The 21,949-nt window shown below is 38.1% G+C and carries 24 protein-coding genes; 2 read left to right on the forward strand and 22 right to left on the reverse strand.

Annotation, left to right across the window (positions count from 1 at the left end; translation table 11 throughout):
- Window positions 1-435 precede the first annotated feature (435 nt).
- From BLR79_RS05300 to BLR79_RS05315, 4 genes are all read right to left on the reverse strand, one after another.
- Window positions 436-1,398, reverse strand: coding sequence for a ring-cleaving dioxygenase (locus tag BLR79_RS05300; protein WP_092085576.1), 963 nt, complete (start codon window positions 1,396-1,398; stop codon window positions 436-438).
- Between the two features lie 30 nt (window positions 1,399-1,428).
- The gene (locus tag BLR79_RS05305; protein ID WP_092085578.1) at window positions 1,429-2,388 is read right to left on the reverse strand and encodes a glutathione S-transferase family protein; all 960 of its coding nucleotides are present in this window, start codon (window positions 2,386-2,388) and stop codon (window positions 1,429-1,431) included.
- Window positions 2,389-2,579: 191 nt separating this feature from the next.
- Window positions 2,580-3,962 carry a L,D-transpeptidase family protein gene (locus BLR79_RS05310; RefSeq protein WP_092085580.1) on the reverse strand — a complete coding sequence of 461 codons (1,383 nt, stop codon included), beginning with the start codon at window positions 3,960-3,962 and terminating at the stop codon, window positions 2,580-2,582.
- 93 nt (window positions 3,963-4,055) lie between these two features.
- The gene (locus BLR79_RS05315; RefSeq protein ID WP_092085582.1) at window positions 4,056-4,730 is read right to left on the reverse strand and encodes an O-methyltransferase; all 675 of its coding nucleotides are present in this window, start codon (window positions 4,728-4,730) and stop codon (window positions 4,056-4,058) included.
- 183 nt (window positions 4,731-4,913) lie between these two features.
- Between BLR79_RS05315 and cbpA the strand changes: the two genes are divergently transcribed.
- A complete protein-coding gene (gene cbpA, locus BLR79_RS05320; protein ID WP_159427604.1) occupies window positions 4,914-5,549 on the forward strand; it encodes a cyclic di-AMP binding protein CbpA in 636 nt (211 codons plus the stop codon).
- A gap of 44 nt (window positions 5,550-5,593) precedes the next feature.
- Here the strand turns inward: cbpA and BLR79_RS05325 are convergent, their stop codons facing one another.
- From BLR79_RS05325 to BLR79_RS05405, 18 genes are all read right to left on the reverse strand, one after another.
- Window positions 5,594-6,268 carry an MBL fold metallo-hydrolase gene (locus BLR79_RS05325; RefSeq protein ID WP_234970830.1) on the reverse strand — a complete coding sequence of 225 codons (675 nt, stop codon included), beginning with the start codon at window positions 6,266-6,268 and terminating at the stop codon, window positions 5,594-5,596.
- A 62-nt stretch (window positions 6,269-6,330) separates the two neighbouring features.
- Complete coding sequence (gene alr, locus BLR79_RS05330; protein WP_092085588.1) at window positions 6,331-7,488, reverse strand: alanine racemase; 1,158 nt, start codon at window positions 7,486-7,488, stop codon at window positions 6,331-6,333.
- On the reverse strand, window positions 7,488-7,889 hold the full coding sequence (gene acpS / locus BLR79_RS05335; RefSeq protein ID WP_407643814.1) for a holo-ACP synthase: 402 nt from the start codon (window positions 7,887-7,889) through the stop codon (window positions 7,488-7,490). Before acpS ends, alr begins: the two co-directional genes overlap by 1 nt.
- Window positions 7,890-7,908: 19 nt before the next feature.
- Window positions 7,909-9,387: a degradosome RNA helicase CshA gene (locus BLR79_RS05340; protein WP_092085591.1), complete on the reverse strand. Its 1,479-nt coding sequence runs from the start codon at window positions 9,385-9,387 to the stop codon at window positions 7,909-7,911.
- A 24-nt stretch (window positions 9,388-9,411) separates the two neighbouring features.
- Window positions 9,412-10,800, reverse strand: a complete 1,389-nt coding sequence (locus tag BLR79_RS05345; protein WP_092085593.1) for a UDP-N-acetylmuramoyl-tripeptide--D-alanyl-D-alanine ligase — start codon at window positions 10,798-10,800, stop codon at window positions 9,412-9,414.
- 65 nt (window positions 10,801-10,865) lie between these two features.
- Window positions 10,866-11,915 (reverse strand): D-alanine--D-alanine ligase, encoded by a 1,050-nt coding sequence (locus tag BLR79_RS05350; protein ID WP_092085595.1) that lies wholly within the window; start codon window positions 11,913-11,915, stop codon window positions 10,866-10,868.
- A gap of 21 nt (window positions 11,916-11,936) precedes the next feature.
- The gene (locus tag BLR79_RS05355) at window positions 11,937-12,689 is read right to left on the reverse strand and encodes a hypothetical protein (RefSeq protein WP_092085597.1); all 753 of its coding nucleotides are present in this window, start codon (window positions 12,687-12,689) and stop codon (window positions 11,937-11,939) included.
- A 93-nt stretch (window positions 12,690-12,782) separates the two neighbouring features.
- On the reverse strand, window positions 12,783-13,340 hold the full coding sequence (locus BLR79_RS05360) for a LemA family protein (RefSeq protein ID WP_092085599.1): 558 nt from the start codon (window positions 13,338-13,340) through the stop codon (window positions 12,783-12,785).
- Window positions 13,341-13,408: 68 nt separating this feature from the next.
- Complete coding sequence (locus tag BLR79_RS05365; protein ID WP_092085601.1) at window positions 13,409-14,854, reverse strand: FAD/NAD(P)-binding protein; 1,446 nt, start codon at window positions 14,852-14,854, stop codon at window positions 13,409-13,411.
- A 102-nt stretch (window positions 14,855-14,956) separates the two neighbouring features.
- Window positions 14,957-15,646, reverse strand: coding sequence for a hypothetical protein (locus BLR79_RS05370; RefSeq protein ID WP_092085603.1), 690 nt, complete (start codon window positions 15,644-15,646; stop codon window positions 14,957-14,959).
- A 20-nt stretch (window positions 15,647-15,666) separates the two neighbouring features.
- Window positions 15,667-16,434, reverse strand: a complete 768-nt coding sequence (locus BLR79_RS05375; RefSeq protein WP_092085605.1) for a hypothetical protein — start codon at window positions 16,432-16,434, stop codon at window positions 15,667-15,669.
- Between the two features lie 114 nt (window positions 16,435-16,548).
- Window positions 16,549-16,797, reverse strand: coding sequence for a type B 50S ribosomal protein L31 (locus tag BLR79_RS05380; RefSeq protein ID WP_092085607.1), 249 nt, complete (start codon window positions 16,795-16,797; stop codon window positions 16,549-16,551).
- 137 nt (window positions 16,798-16,934) lie between these two features.
- Entirely contained in the window at window positions 16,935-17,414 is a 480-nt protein-coding gene (ybaK, locus tag BLR79_RS05385; protein ID WP_092085609.1) for a Cys-tRNA(Pro) deacylase, read from the reverse strand.
- Window positions 17,415-18,047, reverse strand: a complete 633-nt coding sequence (locus BLR79_RS05390; protein ID WP_268752965.1) for an NAD-dependent protein deacylase — start codon at window positions 18,045-18,047, stop codon at window positions 17,415-17,417. It abuts the gene before it with no gap.
- Window positions 17,998-18,156, reverse strand: a complete 159-nt coding sequence (locus tag BLR79_RS09315) for a Sir2 family NAD-dependent protein deacetylase (protein ID WP_268752966.1) — start codon at window positions 18,154-18,156, stop codon at window positions 17,998-18,000. The genes BLR79_RS05390 and BLR79_RS09315 overlap by 50 nt, the downstream gene beginning before the upstream one ends.
- Before the next feature lie 49 nt (window positions 18,157-18,205).
- The gene (gene rho, locus BLR79_RS05395) at window positions 18,206-19,471 is read right to left on the reverse strand and encodes a transcription termination factor Rho (RefSeq protein ID WP_092085611.1); all 1,266 of its coding nucleotides are present in this window, start codon (window positions 19,469-19,471) and stop codon (window positions 18,206-18,208) included.
- Window positions 19,472-19,492: 21 nt separating this feature from the next.
- Window positions 19,493-20,767: a UDP-N-acetylglucosamine 1-carboxyvinyltransferase gene (locus tag BLR79_RS05400; RefSeq protein ID WP_092085613.1), complete on the reverse strand. Its 1,275-nt coding sequence runs from the start codon at window positions 20,765-20,767 to the stop codon at window positions 19,493-19,495.
- Window positions 20,768-20,776: 9 nt separating this feature from the next.
- Complete coding sequence (locus BLR79_RS05405) at window positions 20,777-21,601, reverse strand: hypothetical protein (RefSeq protein WP_092085615.1); 825 nt, start codon at window positions 21,599-21,601, stop codon at window positions 20,777-20,779.
- 240 nt (window positions 21,602-21,841) lie between these two features.
- Here BLR79_RS05405 and BLR79_RS08880 point away from each other — a divergent pair.
- The coding region (locus BLR79_RS08880) for a helix-turn-helix domain-containing protein (protein ID WP_327020424.1) at window positions 21,842-21,949 on the forward strand (108 nt) is incomplete at its 3' end.

Here is a 21,949-nt window from a genome sequence, read left to right on the forward strand (position 1 = left end):
ATGAAGACTTTCTTAAGGAAGTAACCTTCAAGCGAAATATCATTCCACGTAAATCTCTTAACTACTACACTCCCCTGGAGGTTTTCTTGGCCCATCTTTTGGATCAAACACCTGGATATTATGCCAACCACTTAAGAAATATGGTTTCATCAAGCACCTGACTCCTCAAGAGTCGCTAGCGCTTTTCCTCTTGACCAGCCAGGAGCTTGATGAAGGGAGTTGTTTAAGGTGGTTAGCACAAGTATGTCACCAAGTTCAATCACTCATAATATAGTGTAGAAATTTCTAACTTAAATTGACAATCGAGATTTTAAAAAACTCTTTAAAAACAATGGGTGGATCGTTTTTAAAGAGTGATATGTTAGAGATTAAATTGAAAAAATAAGACAGTTTGCCTTGTTTTTTAATAATAGAAAAAGTGTGAAACCCTTGAGGCTATGAGTGTCTGGAAGTGTCGAAAGGGCGGATTTCTGCTTCAATTTGTTTTCTTTGAGGTCTTAAAAAAGGAGGTAAAGACAAAGATTCACCTAATGTTTCATAGGGCTCATCAACCATAAAGCCTGGCCCATCGGTTGAAATTTCGATTAAAATATGACCTATTCTTGTATATAACGCTTCAAAGTAAAAACGATCAACAAGTCCTGAATGTTGTAGGCCAATATTATCATAATATACTTGCCAATGTTTAATCGCTTCGTGATCAGGAACTCTAAAGGCCACATGATGGACTTCACCATAACCTTGAAACCCTATTGGAGTGGCTTCGTCATGACGTACAATCATTTGAGCACCGTGACCGCCCTTTCCGACTTCTAAAAGGGTTTGTTGGGCGTTGCTATCAATCACACGAAAACGATAAATATCTTTCATTAATTGAATGAAATCATCGTAATAAGATACCGTAATTTCAATGGGCCCCAAACCATAAATCGCATATTCTGGAGGAACAGGACCTTCTTTCCAAGGAATTCCTCCCTCAACGCCTGTGTTATGCTCATCTGAAAAGAGGCGGTAAAGTTGACCATCTGAATCTTCAAAGGCAAGAGTTTTAGCGCCGTACATTTCTTCAATGGGTTCATATTTTACATCAAATGAATCAAAGCGTTTTTGATAATAATCTAAAGCTTTATCTGAAGGAACTCGCAATCCAATACGACTTATTTCATTCGTACCAGATATTCCTCTAGGAACTCCAATAAAATCAAAAAATGTTAAATCCGTTCCCGGTGAACCTTGGTCATCAGCAAAAAACGTATGGTAAGTTTGAATATCATCTTGGTTCACGGTCTTTTTTACAAGACGCATACTTAAAACTGCTGTTATAAATTGGTAAATTGTTTGAGAGTCACTCGCTATAGCCGTAACGTGGTGAATTCCAGTAATTGCGGATTTTTTCATTAATGATCCTCCTTTTTATCTCCCGTAATTTTATGTTAATGAATAGTCTAACATCGGACCGACAGGGACAATGCCATTTGGGTTAATGGTTGGGTGACTCCGGTAGTAGTGATGCTTAATATGATCCATAAAGACCGTTTCTTTAATCCCTGGAATATGATAAATTTGACGCGTATAACGCCATAAATTCGGGTAGTCAACGAGTTGACGAATATTACATTTAAAATGTCCCACATATACGGGATCAAATCGAATTAAAGTGGTCCATAAACGAATATCCGCTTCTGTGAATCTATTTCCTACTAAATATTCTCTATTTTCTAAATGAGCGTCGAGTTGATCTAATGCCTTGAATAAAGTCACCACTTCTTGAGCATACACTTCTTGCTTTGTCGCAAAGCCAGCTTTATAGACTCCGTTGTTGATTGCATCGTAAATGAATTCATTTATCTCATCGATTTCTCCAGCCCGCTCTTTTGGATAATAGTCACCTTCTTTGGCGCCAACGTCATCAAAGGCACTATTTAACATACGAATAATTTCAGAGGATTCATTATTAACGATTGTCTTTTGTTTTTTATCCCACAAAACGGGAACCGTGACGCGACCCGAATAATTCGGATCAGCTGCTGTATAGACTTGATGTAAGTAGGTTGCGTCATTTATAGCATCCGGAATCACGTGATCCCATTCTTTAAACGACCAACCCTCTTCTAACATTAAAGGATTAACAACAGAAATAGAGATCATCTCTTCTAAACCTTTTAAAGCTCTCATAATAAGTGTGCGGTGAGCCCAAGGACACGCATAAGAAACATATAAATGATAACGATTCTTTTCTGCTTTAAATCCACCTTTTCCAGTTGGACCTGCTGAACCGTCCTTTGTAATCCAGTTTCTAAATTGTGAGCGGCTTCTTTCAAACTTTCCACCCGTAGAATCCGTATCATACCACTTATCATGCCAAACGCCATCAATTAATAATCCCATAATCATTTCCTTTCTATTTTAATAGACTTGTCTATTAATTATTCATCTATAGAATAAAAGCTTCTGTCATGAAAGTCAAAAATATTGATTAGCCTTTAAATGACTTCATAAATCATATAAAGTTTAAAGTAAAAAAACCTGTTAACTAGTTGACTTCAGTCGAACTAATTAACAGGATGATAAAGTTAATATTATTCAAAAACAATAACCGGCATACCAATTTCAACTTGCTCGAAGACTTCAGCCATTACACCAGGAGGGGTATTAATACACCCTAAAGACCCTGATTGCATATAAGCGTTTTCTCCAAAGGTACTTTGCCAGTTCGCATCGTGAATTCCTTGTCCTGTGTCGTCAAAGGGAATCCAAAAGTCAACAGGTTGGACATAATCTCTTCCTGTACGAGGGTTGTATCCTTTTAAGTCAGCCGGCGTTTCTTTATCCCAAGCCGCATAAGCACCTGGAACAGTATCCGTTCCTGGTTGGCCCGTTACGATGGGTGTTTCAACGACGATTTCGCCATTTTTATAAACAAACATCATTTGGTTAGCCATGTCCACTTCAACATAACTATTACCAATATCGTTCCCATCGCCACTATAGCCCGTTCCTACAATATAAGGCTCACGCTTCACATCTTCGCCCTTTTGTAAATCTTGGACAATTTGAGCGGCTTCTTCTTCGCTATCAATCGACCATCCTAGAGTTCCTGCTGGAACTTCTACTGTCCCGCGTAATGTACTTTCAAAGGTACGAGATTTACCGAAAGTTGCGTATTGATCGTTTAAAGAGCGCACATATTCTTGGACGGCTTCTTGATCAATGGTAATTTGGTTACCGCCATCAAAGACAATAAATTCGGCAATTTCTTCTTTAGGAATTGTCACGTCATGATCTTGAATTTGAAGTGTAATTTTTGTATTTTCATAGCTTTCAATTTGATCCATGACCGTTTTAATTGATTCATCCTCTTCAGTAATCGCTGGCTTTTGGTAAGCTTGATTAATTTCTAAAGTGTCTTCTCCTTGTTGAATACCTTCTAAAATTAAATCATGAACTTCATCATAATCCAATTCATTTCCTTGTTTTTCTTTTTCAACGTAATAACCTCTTCCCGGTGCATACTCGATCGATGCATCTTGAGATGGGGTTCTTTCAACGTCATAAAAACCAATTTGTTCTAAAGAATTTTTCAATTGTTCTTCGTCAATTTGAACGGTTTCTAATAAGACGTTATCGTAATTCGTTGTATGGAATAACTCCAATGGCCAACGACGAGGATCTTGTTGTAAATAAAGACGTTCTAATACTTCTTTTGTATTTGCCTCAACGCCTGCTTCTCCCAATTTAAACGAGCCAATCTCTTGACCATTTTCCACAAGCTTTATTGTTTGTTCGTTTAAGTCGCTTGTTATTTTGTTTTGAGCTTCATCTAATGTCAGGTGACTAATGTCCATGGAGCCAAAATGTGTGTTGGCTTGGAAACGATTAGAATAATACCCGACACCCGCAAAATAGCCTGCGACTAATAATAGTATAACAACGAGTATTGAAATACCTATTTTTTTCTTCACTCATAACACCACCTATGTTGTTCTTAGTTCTATAAAATAATAACATATGAATGATAAGACTTGTATAATATTTGCTTATAATTGATTTGTCTATTAATTAGGATTGCTTTTACGAACCATTAACAGACCATCTCCTAGGGGGACAAGGCAGGACTGATGGGTGGAGTCGTTTAAAACAGTCTCTAATAACTCATTAAGTTTGCGGTGAATTTTACGAACCCGTTTAGGAATGTCGGCTTCATCATCTAAAACCGTTCCTCCTTGGAAGACATCGTCAATAATTAAAACGCCGCCTTCTTTTAATAACTTCATACAATAAGGATAAAACTCAATATATTTTGCCTTGGCACTGTCCATAAAGATCAAATCAAATTCGCCAGCTAAAGTCGGTAAAATATCAGCCGCATCGCCTTCTAAAAGAGTAATACGATCATCAATCCCTGCTTTTTTAAAGTTTTCCTTCGCACGATTGTACATCAAGTCATAGCGATCAATCGTCGTCAAGTGACCGTCCTCTTGTAAATGACGAGCCATGAGACTCGCAGAAAAACCAATGGCCGTTCCGATTTCTAATATATATTTAGGTTGAAGAGTAGCGGTAAAAAGATCGATAAACTTAGCTGTTTCATGGGGGATAACAGGAATCCCTCTTTCATTAGCATATCGTTGAATTTCTCCTACTGCACCTTCAAAAGGTAATTGAGCAGAACGCATATATTCAACAAGTTCTTTCATTACAACGGGACGATGCATCATTTCATTTAACATGTTATTCTCCTTTATTCGTTATTTTGTCATAATTATCTCATTTAGCTATATCCTAATTCGCCTATCCTTAGCGGCTATTCATTTATTAAGATGAGAATATAATGAGTTCAGGTTGCTATTTGGGTGCTTCTTTGATAAACTTTATTGGCTAAGTACATGTTAATGTTAAAAAGGAGCTCATATATGATCAGTGAATTAATGATTCCCAAGGAGCGTCTTATTTGTCTATCTGAAAACGATCACTGCGAGCACGCTCTTCAAATCATGGAAGATCACCATTTAAGAAGCGCGCCAATTTTAGACACATCTGGACGATTATACCGCGGGAATTTGTATCGTTACCATATTTATCGTTATTTTTTTCAACATCCTCATGAAAACCCTCGCGACGTGGGTGTGACACGGTTTTTAAAAAATACTTCTCGTGTCGTTCGGATTTCCGATTCCCTAACTAAACTATTGTTTCATTTACGGGATTTGCCTTACATTGCTGTTCTCGATGATGATAGCGCTTTCGAAGGGATTGTTGAACATCAAACGATGCTAAACTTCCTCTCTCAAGGCTTAAACATGCCAACAGCCGGTTATACACTCATTGTTCACGCACCGATTGAACGAAGAGCTATTCAACGGATCTTAAAAATCGTCACCAAATACTCCATCGTCAGCGCGATGACAACGATTAATGAAACAAGTTATACGAAAGAGCCTTACCTTTGCTTTGTATTACCTACCCAATTAGATCAAGCAAAACTCAACGGATTGATTCATCACTTAACTAAACGAAAATACACTGCTTATTACTACAAATTATTTTAAAAAAAGCGTGCGCCAAGTTTTAATAACTAGCGCGCGCTTTTATATTATTCTTTGTTTTCAGGATTGACTTCATGCATTTCGTTACGACGAAACATTTCAAAAAATGGGTTAGTTTTTATTTCTTCTGCCACAGTTGTTTGAGGACCGTGACCTGGGTAAAGAATATAATCTCCTGGTAAAGTGACAATATGTTCCGCAATTCCTTTAATTAACGGCACATACCCTCCGCCACCTAAATCTGTACGCCCAATACTTCCATTGAAGACAACGTCTCCGTTAATCGCGAATCCTTCCTCGTCAAAGAAATAAACGACGTGTCCGCTACTATGACCTGGAATAAATTCAATTCTAAAGGAAAAATCACCCACTGTATGTTGTCCCGACTCTGTCCACGTATGTTCTGCTGGACGAGCAGATACTTGTTGGGGATGGCGAGCGGATAAATTAAGTTCAGGATCATTTAAGTGATCTTTTTCAATGTCAGATACATAGACTTCAATGCCATAATGATCTCTCAACGCATCTACAGCACCAATATGATCGTAGTGAGTATGAGTAATTAAAATAGCTTGAGGCTTCCATTCATTTTGATCAATCCAACGAATTAAATCCTCAGCTTGAGCACCTGGGTCGAAAATAAGGGCATTTTTTTCATCGTTATAAACAACGTAGGTATTTTCTTGCCCTAACCCAACGGTTTGATGTGCAACGTTTAACATCTTCATCGCTCCTTTATATCAATTCTGCTTTAGTATAACACATTCCTTTTCAAATAAGAGGCCTAACGCTTTTCTTCGTAATCCAAATAAACGCGCTCGATACGCGGTCCTAAAGTTGCCAGCATTTCGTAACTGATCGTACCTGCTTCTTTGGCTAAACGACTCACTTCGTTGACTTTATGACCATTGGATCCAATAAGCGTTACAAGGGTCCCTACAGGCCAATTTTTCGGGATTTTCACCATCATTTGATCCATATTAATCGCTCCGACTACAGGACAAGATTGACCATTAATTAGAACATTTAAGTTTTGATAATGACGATGCCAACCGTCGCCGTAACCAATGGGGAGCGTAGCAATCCATTCGTCTTCTTCAGCAGTATAAGTGGCTCCATAACTAATGGAGTAACCCTTTTTTAGTCTTTTAACATGAACAATTTCTGTCATTAAAGAAAGAGCTGGCTTTAAAGGACGAGTCGGCGGCAATTGATCTTTGGGGTCGATTCCGTACATAGAAATGCCGTAGCGAACGATAGTAGAAAAAGGAGGACGTTTTTGCCACCAGCCCATAGCAGTATTGCTGTAGTGACGCTCTTTGACACTTTCAGGTAAATGTTTAAGAAAATCAACCCAGCGATCCCATTGAGTATCGATATAACTCTCCTCGCCACCTCCTGCGGTCGCAAAATGAGTAAAGGCCCCTTCCCAATGAGCCCAAGGATAGCGCTGAATATCTTTTTTGAAGACGTCTAATTCTTCAATCGTTTGTAAGCCGATACGCCCCATCCCGGTATCTAACGCTAAGTGGAAGGTGAGCTGTTGATCTTCTAAGACGCTTAATTGGCCTGTTTGTTCTAACTGACGATAAGCTATTGCAAAGAAATCAATATCACTCACTGTTAAGGTTAAATCATAATAAATCACTTCAGCAATTCCTCGAGGGTCTGTTAAACCTAAAATAAGAATCGGCAACTTAGTCATTCCTGCTTTTCTTAATTCGATTCCCTCATCTACTGTTGCAACGGCTAAGCCGTCTACCCCTGCTTTTTCAGCTGCTTTTCCTACTTCCACAGCACCGTGGCCATAAGCGTTGGCTTTAATGACCGCGTATATTTTTTGATCCGTTGTTAATTCCTCTTGCATCAAACAAATATTATAACGAATCGCTGCTAAATCAATAATGGCTTGAGTCGGTCGATGTTGACTTGGTCGAATCATTATTCCATTCCTTTCTGTGCGAGAAATTGATGCCATTGCTTTTCAATCACTTCTTCAGAGAGTTCAAACAATACAACAGCTGTCGCGTATTCTTTACAGTGACTAATTGAAACTTGAGCTCCTTTTACAATCGGGCCGTCTAAGATAATAGGTCGCCCTTGGTCATTGGGCAAAATAGTAATGTCGCTAAACTTCAAACGACCAATTCCCGTGCCCATCGCTTTAGCATAAGCTTCTTTTGCACTAAAGCGTCCTGCTAGGAAATTAAGTTGACTGACTGGAGCAAGGGTTTTAAAGTGTTCAAGCTCTTGCGCACTTAAAATACGGTCTTTAAAACGTTCGTTATTAGCGTGCGCTGCTTGAATACGACTAATCTCAATAATATCCGTTCCAATCCTCACAGTCATTTCCTCCTATAGACTACTTTTTACGGTGAATTTTAAAAGCTCGTTTAGATGAACGTCCTTTATTATGCGAACGATTCGATGAACGATTTCTACGCTGACCGTGCCCGCCACGTTTATGTCCGCCACGCTGGCGATTTGGACGACGCCCGCCACGTTTATTGCTTTTTGATTGAGGTAGAGGTCTTTGAGGTGAAATAGACACTTCAATTTGCGTATTATCAGTAATAATTTGATTTAATAGAGCAGCAACTAAATCGGTTGTTTCATAATGTTCTAACAACATTTGTGCGGTTTGTTTGTAACTATCGACTTCTTGAGAAGATAATGTTCGGTTTAATTCATCAATCAGTTGTTGAACTTGACCTTGAGCAGCTTCTTGTGAAGTGGGTGGACGAAGAGGTGACATTTGTTTGCGAGTCAATTGTTCAATTGTTCTTAAGTAATCCATTTCTTGCGGTGTTACAAAAGTAATTGACTCTCCTTCTTTTCCTGCACGTCCAGTTCGCCCAATACGGTGAACATAACTTTCAGGATCTTGCGTCACGTCATAGTTATAAACGTGGGTGACGCCAGAAATATCTAATCCTCTTGCAGCCACATCTGTTGCTACAAGAAGCTCCACAGTACCTTTTCTAAATTCGCGAATCACTTGCGTTCGTTTTTGTTGTGGAATATCACCATGGATCACTTCCGCATCAAAACCGCGAACATTTAATGCACGACCAATCTCATCGACACGACGCTTTGTTCTTGCAAAGACGATGGCCTGTTTTGGCGCTTGAACGTCTAATAAACGGGTGAGGACATCAAACTTTTCGTTATCTTTTAATTTAACATAATATTGATCGATTAAATCAGAAGTCATAACGGTTGCTTTGACTTTAACATGCTCAGGATCTTTTAAAAACTGATCCGCTAAACGACGAATTTCCGGCGGCATTGTCGCTGAAAATAAGAGGGTTTGACGAGTCTGCGGGGTATGTTTAATAATCGCTCGAATATCCTCAATAAAGCCCATATTTAACATTTCATCCGCTTCATCTAAAACAAGGGTTTGTAAGTGATCAAGCTTTAAAACACGACGATTCATTAAATCTAAAATACGCCCTGGAGTTCCGACAATAATTTGCGGAGCGTTTCGTTTAATTCGTTCAATTTGACGTCCAATAGGACTGCCACCAAATACTGGGTACACTCTTGCGCGTTGACCTTTTCCAAGTTTAAAAATTTCTTCTTGCACTTGAATCGCCAATTCTCGCGTTGGAGCTACGACCAGTCCTTGAACGTTTTTATCTTGTAAGTCTAATTTGTTTAACATCGGCAATCCAAAAGCGGCTGTTTTACCTGTTCCGGTTTGAGCTTGGCCGATTAAGTCTTTTCCTTCAAGAGCTAACCCAATCGATTGTCTTTGAATAGGGGTTGGCTCTTCAAAGCCCATTTCTTCTAAAGAGCGTTGAATTGGAGTAATTAAGTTTAAATCTGTAAATTTCAAATATATTCCTCATTTTCTAAATAATTAGACCGTTGCTTTACCTGTTAAGGCAGTGACTACTTGGAGTAAATCTGTTCCAAAGCTTGATTTGATTAAGATCATATCTTCAGATCGAATTTCTTGTTGTAGTTCGCTAATTAAACGGTCATGGTTTTCTTTTTCATAATATAAAGTATCAAGTGAGTAGACGTCTTTGAGCGCTTCGTATAAAACTTTCATTTCTGGACCGAACAAATAAACGCGCTGAATCGCCTCAGGATGAATCCATTCTGCTAATTGTTGGTGATAGGTCTTACTTTTAGCACCTAACTCGCGAATGTCTCCTAAAACGACAATACGTCGACTGGAATTGTCGATAGGTAGACTAGAAAAGGTCTTTAAAACAGCTTTCATTGACGTTGGACTTGCGTTATAAGCATCATTCAGTACCTTTGCTCCATTGGCCGTTTCCAACCATTCTAAGCGGTTTTTGGTCAACTGGAACTGAGAAAGTTTAAAAATCGCTTGTTCCATCGGCACATCTAATTCTCTAGCTATACTTAAAGCAATTAACGCATTGGTTACGTTATATGATCCTAAAACAGGAATCGAACAGACCACTTGAGTATCTAAATTCGTTTTGAAGTAAGTTTGAGTTGCTTCTTCTACTAAATCATAAGCATAGACATCACTTTGTTTGCTTAAACCAAAGGTTAAACTGTGTGCCTTGGAGTGGTTTTGTAATAGCGACTCGTTTTGAGGGTAAATAAACAAACCGTCTTCTTTTAGTCCCTTTAAAATTTCTAATTTTGCTTTTGCGATCCCTTCGCGGCTTCCTAAATGTTCTAAATGACTCTCACCAATCAGTGTAATGACCGCAATATCTGGCTTAGCAATTAAAGATAGCTCTTCAATTTCTCCGTAGCCACTCATGCCCATTTCTAAGACAATGATGTCTGTTTCTTCAGGCATGGTTAAAATCGTATAAGGTAAACCAATTTCATTATTGTAGTTACCTTGGGTTTTGTGCACTTTATAGCGCGTTTGAAGCACCTCTGCCGTCATATCTTTAGTGGTCGTCTTACCGTTACTACCTGTAATTCCAATAACGGTGGGATTAATTAAGTCGCGGTAGAAAACAGCTAGTTGCTGAAAAGCTTTTAAAGTATCCTCTACTTGAATGACGTGTAGATCTTCTACCAGCGCTTCTTCTATTGGGTTTGACCACAAGCATGCGGTCGCTCCTTGGTCAATCGCTTTTTGAATGTACGTATGACCATCCGTCGCTCCTCCTGTTAAAGGTACAAATAAATCACCTGGTTGAATGCGACGAGAATCAAACTCTACCCCGCTGATCATCTTTGAAGAGTTCGCCGATTCATATAAAGTTCCGCCTGTTGCTTCGACAAGTTGTTGTATCGTTAATTCTTTCATTTTTCCATCCTCATATTTCAATAATACTAAAAGCGCACCTTGATGAATAAGATGCGCTTTTTATCTTATTTAATGTTGGGTTGTTGTAATTCTTGGCGAGCTTGATGTTGTCTAAGCGCAAGTTGAATCAATTCTTCAACAAGGTCGCGAAAACTTAACCCTGTATGTCGCCAAAGCTCAGGATACATACTAAACTTAGTAAATCCTGGCATCGTATTAATTTCATTAATATAAATATCGTGGTTTGACGTTACAAAAAAGTCCACTCGCGATAAGCCACTTCCATCAATGGCTTGAAAAGCTTGAAGAGCATACTTTTGAATCTTATCAGTCACTGCTTCTGGCAATTGAACAGGAATTTCCATCGTTACTGTATTATTGATATATTTTTGATCATAATCGTAAAACTGGGCGTCTTTTACGAGACGTCCTACAACGCTGACTGATAAATCATCGTTACCTAATACCGCAACTTCACATTCGTCTGCAGTAATCCCTTGTTCAACTACGATACGTGAGTCATAAATTAAAGCTTCCAATACAGCTTCAATTAATTCTTCTTGGTTCTCCGCACAAGAAATACCCACACTTGAACCCATGTTTGCTGGCTTAACAAATAAAGGGTAAAGCAAGTTACCTTCACACTTTTGAATCCAAGATTCTTGATCTTCTTGCCATTGGCGGCGATTAAATGCAACATAAGGAACTTGAGGAAGACCCGCCTTTTCAAATAATTGTTTACTGATAATTTTGTCCATACCACATGCGCTAGCCGTGACACCTGATCCGACGTAAGGTAAATTGAGCACTTCTAAAAAGCCTTGAATAGTGCCGTCTTCGCCGTTAGGTCCATGTAAAACAGGAAAAACAACGGTGTCAACTTCAGCAAGCTCTCCAGGGTTCGCCATGCGTTCTAAAGTAAGCCCTTCTAGATCTTCAACTTGATTTAAAGGCTCATTTAAAAGATCGCCTTTTAACCATTGACCTTCTTTAGTAATAAAAATGGGTTGAACAGTGTACCCACCTTCTAACGCAGCATTTGCAACATTAAAGGCAGATAATATGGACACTTCGTGCTCTGCGCTTTGTCCTCCATATAAAATCGTTACATTCATTCGCCTTATCTCCTTAAAATATTAATTTTCATTTAAATTAAGTAGCCAACTTTGTGCTCTCACATCGTAACTGATCATACCTACTTGGTCATTTTGAGGTTGATGACGACTTAAAAGAGTTAAATCATCTTCAATAACAAATAACGGAATCGACCACACATCATTTGTCACTTGAGGCTGTGTAAAGCCAATTTTTAAACCATTTTGAAATAATGGCAATAATTCTTCAGCTTTATCAAGTGGAAAAGAGGTTACAGGAGTCCGTCGTTGAAACAGCATCGAACGATTGCCGTTAATACTATCATACATTTGTTCTTGCATAACTCGCGCAAAACGAGCAAAGAAATGATTCACATGACGATAGTATACTTTATTCAATCCATTAGGTAATGTCAAGTAGACATAATTGTTTTGAAGCTTGTAGAAAAAAGCTGACCGTAAACTCATCGATGAGTGGAATAAATAAAGTAACTCAGCAATCTCTTCAGGCGTCAATTCATGCATCATTTCGATGGTTTCAAAATCAATCCAATTAGACATACGTAAATGTTCTGCGTTCACGTAATTCATATAGCGAACCACTTCATCTTGACCTCGAAGAATTTTAAAGTTTGTCGGCACATCAAAGCGTCCAAAATTAGTCGGCGCTTCAGCTAAAATTAAGTTATTAGGCAACTCTTCCGGTGCAAAGTCATCTTTTTGTAAATTTACGCCCCGCGTCATAATATAGTTTGAAACGGTGTCATAATGAATATATAAGTTGATACGTCCCATTGTAACCTCCTTTCATCTACTAAAAATCATTAGTCTGTGTGATTTATTTTACTCTTTAATACAAAAACGAAAGAGAGCCTCGATAATTAAGTTTTAAAAGCTGACTTGAGGAACTTGACGATCTTCCGCAGGTGTTTCTAAGAAAGGTTTAACGTCAAAGTGATGAACGTTAGCGACAATATTCACTGGGAATGTTTGAACCCGTGTATTGTATTGACCAATACTTGAGTTATACAGTTGACGTGCTTTTGCGATGCGGTTTTCTGTTTCGCTTAACTCACGTTGCAATTCCATGAAATTAGCATTTGCTTTAAGTTCTGGATAACTTTCCGCAACAGCTAACAATCTAGATAAAGCACTTGTTAATTGATTTGACACTTGGTTAATTTGTTCTGGTGTGGCATCAGGAGATAATTGAATCAATTGTTGACGAGCTTTTGTCACCGCTTCTAGCGTTTCTCGCTCATGATTCGTATATCCTTTAACTGTTTCAACTAAGTTAGGAATTAAATCATTTCGGCGTTGTAATTGCACGTCGATTTGACTGAAGCTTTCTTCTGCCCAAGTTCTTAGTTTGATTAAGCTGTTATAAATGCTGGCCCATCCTAATCCAATGACTAGCAATATACCGATAATAATTAAAAGAGTCATTTTTTTCACTTCCTTTGGTCATTCTTGTAGCACTTATCTATTATAACATATCTCGCCTTATTTCATCACTATTTATATAAGCTTTTAACTAGCTCAAATGCTTGTTGTTGAATATTAATAATAGAGTTGTTTTGATACATCGGTCCGTCAATTAACAAACCGTGTAAATGCAATCCTTTAGCTTCTCCTAAAAGAGAAGATAAACTGTGATAAAAAGGAGACACAAAAGATAATCCACCTTGATAGTCTAATGTAGCCAAATGATCATTTAAAAGTTGGCTCGCTAAAAATCCTTTCTCCAACGCTGTTTCATGCGTTAAACTCATACCCGTCGCATTAAACACCCAATCAATAGACAATGTTTTACTGTCTTCAAAGACGACTTCTAACTGCTCTTTATTCTTTTTGCCGACTGTTTTGACCTCTGTTAACAACTCAAGACGACCTTCATCAACATAAGTTAATAAGTCCTTTGCAGAAATTTTTGGCATTGGATTACGTACGTGTCCAATGACCTGGTCATATTTATCTTTAAACTGTTTGCGGTCGCGTTCAGACATAATCGGCCATGCCGTTGCTAAAAGAGTTCGTACAAGCTCAGAAAAAATCTGTGTCATAATGCCTACTGCTTTAGAATGTTCCATGCTTGCTTTAAGCCCTTCTAAACCCGGCTGATAACACTCTTTTAAAAAGTCATTATAACTTAAACCATGGTAAGCAATTTCTTTATGCAATAACTCTTCCACCCATTCAAAGGTTGGATTAGCTTGTCTTTTAGCATTATTCTCAGTCAAATATTTAAAAGAGAGCTTTTCGCTTTCATCCCCACGTATTAAAGGAAATTGATTCGAACGAGAGAATAAATAAACTTTGTCTAATTGGCGTGTATTCATTAAATACTTAACCACATCAATACCTGTTAAGCCCAAACCAATGACTAAAGCACGATCCGACGGTTGAATGGCTTGAGGTAATTCAGTCAACGGATATACCGTTTTAACAAATTGAGCGTGCCCTTCCAATTGATAAAAATCCGGATTGGGCATCTCTCCCGTACAGACATGAACTCGGTCAAATAGAGGAAGGGGTTGACTAGGCTCTTCCAAAATAAGTTGCCATTTGTTTTGGGTAAATTGAATACGCTGGACTTTATGATAGTAGCAAGTTACCGGTAATTTTTGAGTAACGGCTTTTAAGTAGTCTTTCATATAGCTGCCAAATGCATAGCGGGTTTCATAAGTTGGAATTTCATCTTGGCGGTCTTCTAACCAATGACGAAACCCGTACCTATCATTGTTTAAATCTTGTGTATGAACACTTAATGTATCTGTTTTAGAATTTAAAAGAGCTTCTTTGGCTGGATCTCTAAAAGGTAAACCCCGTCCAAAGCTTTCCTTTGTATCAAAGCAGTGAAACGTTACGTCTTCTAGTTGCTGAGAAGACAAATGGGCTCGGTAAGCATTTAATACCCCTACCCCAGCGACCCCCATGCCAATAATTGCGATATGTTGCATTAAAATCTCCTTTTCTAATTTGCTTTCTTACGTTTATTTTAGCAAATTTAAACACAAAAAACTCCCCTTCCCTTGTAATTAAAAGGGAAAAGGAGTCTTCAATTAATTTTCATCTAAATGAAAAGGATTGTCTGTAAATAAATTGTCTATTTCAATGAATTCGATTTCTGCTGGATCGCTTGATGACCCGTTATACCATTGTCCTTCAACTAATTGGTCAAATTCATCTTCTGTATAAGTAGTTGAAGTGTCACCGTCAATGACAAACGGCGCACTCGGGTGAGAATCCGCATCAAATAGGTAATCGCCCACTTGTTCTAGACTAATTCCATCTTCTGCAATACGGTAAGTGTCATACTTTGTAAGGGTCGCTCCACCACTTAACTGTTGGTGAATTAAACTGTCTTTCGTAATCAACAATTGACTTCGTTCAGTAAAAGGTGTTTCTACCTCTTCAAGCAATACGACCGTTGCTTCTTCTAAATCATAAGTATAGATTTGGCGTGCGCTATCATTTTCAGCAATGATTAGCTCTGGAATACCATTTTCATCAATGTCATAAAGAGCATAATTAAATGATGCGGGATAATTCGAACTAATTAATGATTTAATGCTTTCGTCATATACTTCTTCTAAAGTTTTTAAATATGCTTCTTGTATCATGGCTTCTTGGGATGCATCTAGTTCAATTTGACCTTCCTGCCCTTGAACGGTAAATAAAGACTGAATAAATAACGTAGTGATAAATAAGCAAGTAAGTAAGTTAACTGTTTTTTGAAATGTTTGTTTCATTGATATCTCCTTCAATTATTTTATAGATTCATTAGTTTTTCTTTATACATCGGTTTAGAAGATTCAGCCGGGCCATCGTAGATTAAGTCACCGTCACTTTTGAGCTGAACGGTTCCTTCTAAATAAGCTGCCGTTTCTTCCATCACTTGTTGGAAGTGCGCTTGTAAGCGATCTACTACCGGAATAACGTGCCCGACTTGTGCTTCAATGTCTTCTTTCAACCTTACGAGTTCACTGTACGTATTATTATCAAGAGTGACTGAAAATTGATAAGGAGCAGGGTCAGGCTTTATTACTTCTAAGACAGCGTTTAAGTAATCAAAATGAGCTTTTCTCGCCTCGTTACCTAACTCTTCTGTTTCATAATTAGCTGGGTCGTGAACTTCCCGACGAAATTGTTCAGATATTGTTTGTTCAATGTCCATTTCATTGTTTCCAATAGGTCCACGTCCAATCAACTCTTCTAAGAGTGTTTTAGCAGATACTTTTTCTACTTGGAATTTATTAGAAAATCCTATCGTATCGTCCTTATCTGATAACACTTTAACCTTTGTATCGATCGAGTAACGCCCATCCACGGCCGTATCCTCGATGTAAAATAACATACCTACTTCTTGATCTTCTGTAATACGCAAAAAGTTTAAACCACTTGTTCCGTGATCAACTAAAGTGGATGTATATTCGCCGACGAAATCTTGTACATTCGCCATCCCTATTAAAGGCATCTGCACTAATATCATTAGCACCGCGACAAACGCAATACCCCAACGACTAAATTTCCTCTTCACTACACTTCTCCTTTTTTATTGTGATCCTTATTACTTTTTAATCGATATATAACAATAATTATATACAAAGAAAATAAAAAAGCCACCTTCTTTTGAAAGGTGACTGGAAATCAATTATTCTGTAAATCCGAATTTTTTGTTGAAACGATCCACACGTCCGTCGGCTTGAGTGAATTTTTGACGACCTGTGTAGAATGGGTGTGAGTCTGAAGAAATCTCAACACGGATTAATGGGTATTCGTTCCCATCTTCCCACTCAACTGTTTCGTCTGACGTACGAGTTGAACCACTTAAAAACATTTTACCAGTAGATGTGTCCATAAACACAACACGGTGATATTCTGGATGAATTCCTTGTTTCATTGTATTTAACTCCTTTTCTGCCCTAATTTGTCTGCCAAACTAGAGTTATTTCTTGCGCTTTGTGCAACACAAGAATAATAGCATGTAATAGCTAAAAATGCAAAGATTTTTCAGAAATTTTAATAACTTTTTGTAATTTATACTTCATCGGTTAAGTCGGCTAATTTTACGGGGATCATTTTTTGTAAGTCACTTAACGTCATCGCCACTTGGTAGCCTCTTTTACCGGCACTGAAATGAATTTGATCTTGGTCTTTAGCTGTTTGATGAATCCATGTTTTAAACCGTTTTTTCATCCCAATAGGAGAACACCCGCCGTGCACATATCCGGTTAATGGTTCTAAATCTTTAGCTAAAATCATATGAATGTTTTTCTCGCCCACCACTTTAGCTGCTTTTTTTAAATTTAACGTCTGAGCCACAGGAATCATAAAAACATAATGTTCTTTTGATTTACCTTCTGTTACGAGAGTTTTGTAAGTTTTACTTGCATCCACTCCAACAGACTCTGCCATTTCCACACCGCTTTTAATGTGATCTCCCTTTTCTTCATCAATAAATACTTCATAGGATATTTTCTTTTGGTCCAGTTGTCGCATCACATTTGTTTTATCCATTTACATCAACTCCTGCACTTTACTAAAAACATGATTGATGGAATCTTGGAAGACTAATGTATTAGCTGGTAGAGTTGCGATCGGTGTTTTATTAATTAATACAAGCTGTGATCCGTTAAAGTAATTAACTAAACCAGCTGCGGGATAAACGATTAAAGAAGTTCCTAAAACAACCAATAGATCAGCTTTTCTAATTTGTTCGATCGCATAATCCAATGTCTCCATTGGTAAACCTTCTTGATACAACACCACTCTTGGACGTACAATCCCGTTATCATCAACACAACGAGGAATTCCCTCCTCATCTCGGTTTAATTCATCTACTGAATAATGACGCCCGCAAGTAAGACAGTAGTTATCTAAGACGGTTCCGTGAAGTTCTAAGACATTTGTACTGCCGGCTAGTTGATGAAGTCCATCAATATTTTGAGTAACGACCGTGATCTCTTTTTTAGTGTCTTCCAATTGAGCGATAAATTCGTGTCCGATATTTGGCTTAGCTTCAGGGTAAATTAAATGCTTAAAATAGTAATCAAAAAAGAGTTTTGGATAACGGTTAAAAAAGTCAGCGGATAAAATTTCTTCAGCTCGGTAACCCCATTGGATAGTCTTTTCCTTTGTATAAACCGTCATTGGATCGAAAATCAGGAATTCCACTTTCTGTTGACATTCCTGCTCCAGTGAAAAAGACAATGCGTCCGCTTTCTTTAATCGCGTCAGCGAATTGTTGATATTTGTCCATTATAATAACCTCCTAATTGGCAAAAAACGGCATCAATATGCCGTTTTACTTACTTTTTAGAAAATTGTTCTAATTTCATAAAGAAATCTTCGTTATCTTTAGTTTGACGCAGTAACTGAATGAACTGTTCTGTGTAACTTAGTGTATCCCCTTGCATCATATTGCGCAGTTGCCAAATTTGATCTAATTGTTCTGGATCCATTAACAACTCTTCTTTACGCGTACTTGATCTTTTAATATCAATGGCCGGAAAAATACGCCGTTCTGCTAACTGTCTTGATAAGTGCAGTTCAGAGTTTCCGGTTCCTTTAAACTCTTCATAAATAATTTCATCCATTCGACTTCCCGTTTCCACTAACGCAGTCGCTAAAATAGTCAATGAACCCCCGTGTTCAATGTTACGCGCCGCTCCAAAGAAGCGTTTAGGGAAATAAAAGGCCGCTGGATCAAAACCTCCGCTTAATGTTCGTCCACTTGGGCGCACCACTAAGTTATAAGCTCTAGCAAGACGGGTAATACTATCTAATAATAAAACAACATCTCGCCCGTCTTCAACTAAACGCATGGCACGTTCTAAAACAAGTTCGGCAATGCGGACATGGTTTTCCGGTTTTTGATCAAACGTCGATGAAATCACCTCGCCATTGACGTGGCGTTCGATATCAGTCACTTCTTCTGGTCTTTCGTCAATTAGTAAAACCATTAATTCTGCATCAGGATAATTTCTAGAGATCCCATTTGCCATTTCCTTTAAAATGGTTGTTTTACCAGCTTTAGGCGGTGCTACAATTAAAGCACGCTGGCCAAATCCCATGGGAACAATCGCATCAATCATGCGGTTAGCGATCGCTGAAGCAGCATATTCCATTTTAATTCGACGATCTGGATATAAAGGGGTTAACCCTGGGAAGTGATCGCGTTCCTTAGCCTCTTCTGGATCTTTACCATTAACGGATGTTATTTGCATTAACCCATAGTAACGCTCACCTGCTTTAGCAGGACGAGCCGGTCCAGCTACTAAGTCTCCATTCCGCAATTCAAATCGTCTAATTTGTGAGTTAGAAATATAAATGTCTTCTTGGCTGGGAGAATAGTTAATCGGTCTTAAAAAGCCGTAACTATCTCCAGGCTTTACATCTAAAACCCCTTCAACTTCGAAAAAACCCTGCTTTTCTTCTTGCGTTCGCATGACAGCAAGGGCCAATTCTTTTTTAGTTAAAGAGCTGTAATTGGGAATATTTAACTCCCTTGCGTAAGCATATAACTCTTTAACTTCTTTATTGAGTAATGTTTTTAACGAAAAAGCGTCTGCCATAAACAAAATAGCCTGCCTTTCTTAATCTTCTTGTGAATGAGTCGTCACCATTTCAACATCGGCGCCTAAATCTTTTAATTTTTGGACGATATTTGAATAGCCTCTTAAAATGTGGTCGACTCCTTTAATATGGGTCTCCCCTTCAGCCATTAAACCAGCAATCACCAAACAAGCGCCTGCACGTAAGTCGCTAGCAGTCACTTCAGCCCCCACTAATTGGGCCGGGCCACTAATTTGAATTAAATCTTCAACGACGCGAATATTAGCCCCCATTCGGTTTAATTCAGGAATGTGATTCACTCGTTGTGGGTAAATGGTATCAACAATTGTTCCTGAACCTTCAGCAATCGCTAGTAAAGGCGTTAACGGTTGTTGTAAGTCTGTCGCAAAGCCAGGATAAGGCATCGTTTTAATGTGAATGGTTGATAGATTTTTAGCAGGATGGACATAAATACTGTCTTCTCCAATCTCCATCTTCGCTCCCATTTCCATTAACTTAGCAATCACGCCTTCTAAATGTTCATACAAGACGTTATTTACTCGGACACCATCTCCAGCTGCCACAGCCATCGCTAAGTAAGTCCCTGCTTCAATTCGATCAGGAATAATTGTATGGGTGACGCCTCTCATTTTGTCGACACCTTCAATTCGAATAACACTTGTTCCTGCTCCACGAATATTAGCTCCCATCTTATTTAAAAGAGTTACAACATCGATAATTTCCGGCTCTCGTGCCGCGTTTTCGATGACTGTACGTCCTTTAGCGCGAACAGCCGCTAAAATCGCATTAATCGTCGCTCCTACGCTGACTACGTCCATATAAATAAATGCCCCGTTAAGACCGTTTTCTTTCGTATCTAAAGTAACCACACCAAAGTCATCCTCAACATCAGCTCCTAATGCTCTAAAAGCTTTTAAATGCTGATCAATCGGACGAGGCCCTAAAAAGCATCCACCGGGTAAACCAATAACTGCTTCACCAAACTTAGATAACATAGCCCCCATAAAGTAATAGGACGCGCGTAAGCTTTGAATTTTACCAACTGGCATTGGAATACATTTCATATCGGACGGGTCAATTTTTAACGTACCATTATTAAAGCTCGTTTTAACATTGAACTCTTCTAAAATTTCAATTAATGCGTGAACATCAGAAATATCAGGAACCCCTTCTAAGGTTACTTCTGAATCCGCCAAAATGGCAGCTGGTATAAGCGCTACCGTACTATTTTTAGCACCATTAACATCAATTTCTCCACGTAGAGGCTTTCCTCCACGAATGACTAATTTTTGCATGAGCTACACTTACTCCCCTTTGTTATTTTCTAGTTGTTTTATTTGTTGACCAATTAAAGATAATAATTGTTGATTAATTAGTTCCAAGCTATTCCATAGTTGATTATCATCTAATCCTGCTAAAGTAATTAGCTCCATTAATAAATGATGAATTTCTTTTATTGTATACCCTGTTCGCTTTTTTACCCACTCATCATTAACGTAAACAATTTCGTGGGCGACTAAGTTACGAGCTTGCTTTTCAATTTGGCGGAGTTGGTCCGCTTTTTTAACAATTATTGAATCTTTGACACTAGCATCGATTAATTTTAATAAATGGCTCGAACTAATATACACTCGGTAATCAAAACCATGTGGATAGTGTTCGTTCCATACTTTTTCAATTTTTGCTCCTTTTTCTTTCACCGCTTCTTCATTAAAGCGCAATCCTTTGTATAACTTCTTTCCATCTATTTGAATAAAATGCTTTTCGATAAATTGGTTCCAATTAGGAAACATATAAGACACAATAATCCATTGAAAAACATCGACGAGTAAGGGGGTAATTCTTCTTAAATAATCAGCATATTCTTTATGTTGACGTTGAATATTTAATGATTGCGTATAAAAATAAATACGTCCTGGGAGCGGCTTAGGAGAGGTTAGAAAGTTTTCTTTAGAGCTAGCTAATTGATTGATCGTTTTCAAATCCACATCGATGATCGCCTGACCGAGTTGGGTCAATCTTTCGATTTTTTTTGAATTTAGTTGTGGATATTGACTTAAATAGTGAGTTAGCGATAAATAGTCATATTGATTTACCATATATCGAATGACAGACCACGAAAGTGACACTGCTTACTCGCTCCTTTTTATCATTTTATATAATTATGGGTATTACCTTACTATTTTAACAAAAAACAGACAAAAAGACACCTTTGATTTTGTGAAACATATTATTTTGACTGTAAGGGTATCATACATATGTGACACGAAAACATAAAAAAAAGAGGAGCTTCTGGTACACTATATTTAACGAATAAAAAACAATAGTGTGAAAGGAAGCTCCCCATGAAGTCAATTATAACAGAAGAAATGCGATATAGGCAAAAAGTTGTTGAGTATGCGGAAAAATATGATAATAACGCCAAAGCAGCCCGTCGTTATGGCACAAGCCGTCAAAATGTCCAACGTTGGCGCAAG

Source organism: Dolosicoccus paucivorans, from assembly GCF_900100125.1.
In the GTDB taxonomy this organism is placed as follows: domain Bacteria; phylum Bacillota; class Bacilli; order Lactobacillales; family Aerococcaceae; genus Dolosicoccus; species Dolosicoccus paucivorans.

Coding starts and splice junctions, on each gene's coding strand:
- cbpA (WP_159427604.1), top strand. CDS start 4,914: ATGATCAGTGAATTAATGATTCCCAAGGAGCGTCTTATTTGTCTATCT.
- BLR79_RS05325 (WP_234970830.1), bottom strand. CDS start 6,268: ATGTTAAACGTTGCACATCAAACCGTTGGGTTAGGGCAAGAAAATACC.
- BLR79_RS05365 (WP_092085601.1), bottom strand. CDS start 14,854: ATGCAACATATCGCAATTATTGGCATGGGGGTCGCTGGGGTAGGGGTA.
- BLR79_RS09315 (WP_268752966.1), bottom strand. CDS start 18,156: ATGGACAAATATCAACAATTCGCTGACGCGATTAAAGAAAGCGGACGC.
- BLR79_RS05390 (WP_268752965.1), bottom strand. CDS start 18,047: ATGACGGTTTATACAAAGGAAAAGACTATCCAATGGGGTTACCGAGCT.
- BLR79_RS05350 (WP_092085595.1), bottom strand. CDS start 11,915: ATGAATGTAACGATTTTATATGGAGGACAAAGCGCAGAGCACGAAGTG.
- BLR79_RS05380 (WP_092085607.1), bottom strand. CDS start 16,797: ATGAAACAAGGAATTCATCCAGAATATCACCGTGTTGTGTTTATGGAC.
- BLR79_RS05315 (WP_092085582.1), bottom strand. CDS start 4,730: ATGTTAAATGAAATGATGCATCGTCCCGTTGTAATGAAAGAACTTGTT.
- ybaK (WP_092085609.1), bottom strand. CDS start 17,414: ATGGATAAAACAAATGTGATGCGACAACTGGACCAAAAGAAAATATCC.
- BLR79_RS05300 (WP_092085576.1), bottom strand. CDS start 1,398: ATGAAAAAATCCGCAATTACTGGAATTCACCACGTTACGGCTATAGCG.
- BLR79_RS05360 (WP_092085599.1), bottom strand. CDS start 13,340: ATGACTCTTTTAATTATTATCGGTATATTGCTAGTCATTGGATTAGGA.
- BLR79_RS05400 (WP_092085613.1), bottom strand. CDS start 20,767: ATGCAAAAATTAGTCATTCGTGGAGGAAAGCCTCTACGTGGAGAAATT.
- BLR79_RS05355 (WP_092085597.1), bottom strand. CDS start 12,689: ATGGGACGTATCAACTTATATATTCATTATGACACCGTTTCAAACTAT.
- rho (WP_092085611.1), bottom strand. CDS start 19,471: ATGGCAGACGCTTTTTCGTTAAAAACATTACTCAATAAAGAAGTTAAA.
- BLR79_RS05345 (WP_092085593.1), bottom strand. CDS start 10,800: ATGAAAGAATTAACGATACAACAACTTGTCGAAGCAACAGGCGGAACT.
- alr (WP_092085588.1), bottom strand. CDS start 7,488: ATGATTCGACCAAGTCAACATCGACCGACTCAAGCCATTATTGATTTA.
- BLR79_RS05370 (WP_092085603.1), bottom strand. CDS start 15,646: ATGAAACAAACATTTCAAAAAACAGTTAACTTACTTACTTGCTTATTT.
- BLR79_RS05305 (WP_092085578.1), bottom strand. CDS start 2,388: ATGGGATTATTAATTGATGGCGTTTGGCATGATAAGTGGTATGATACG.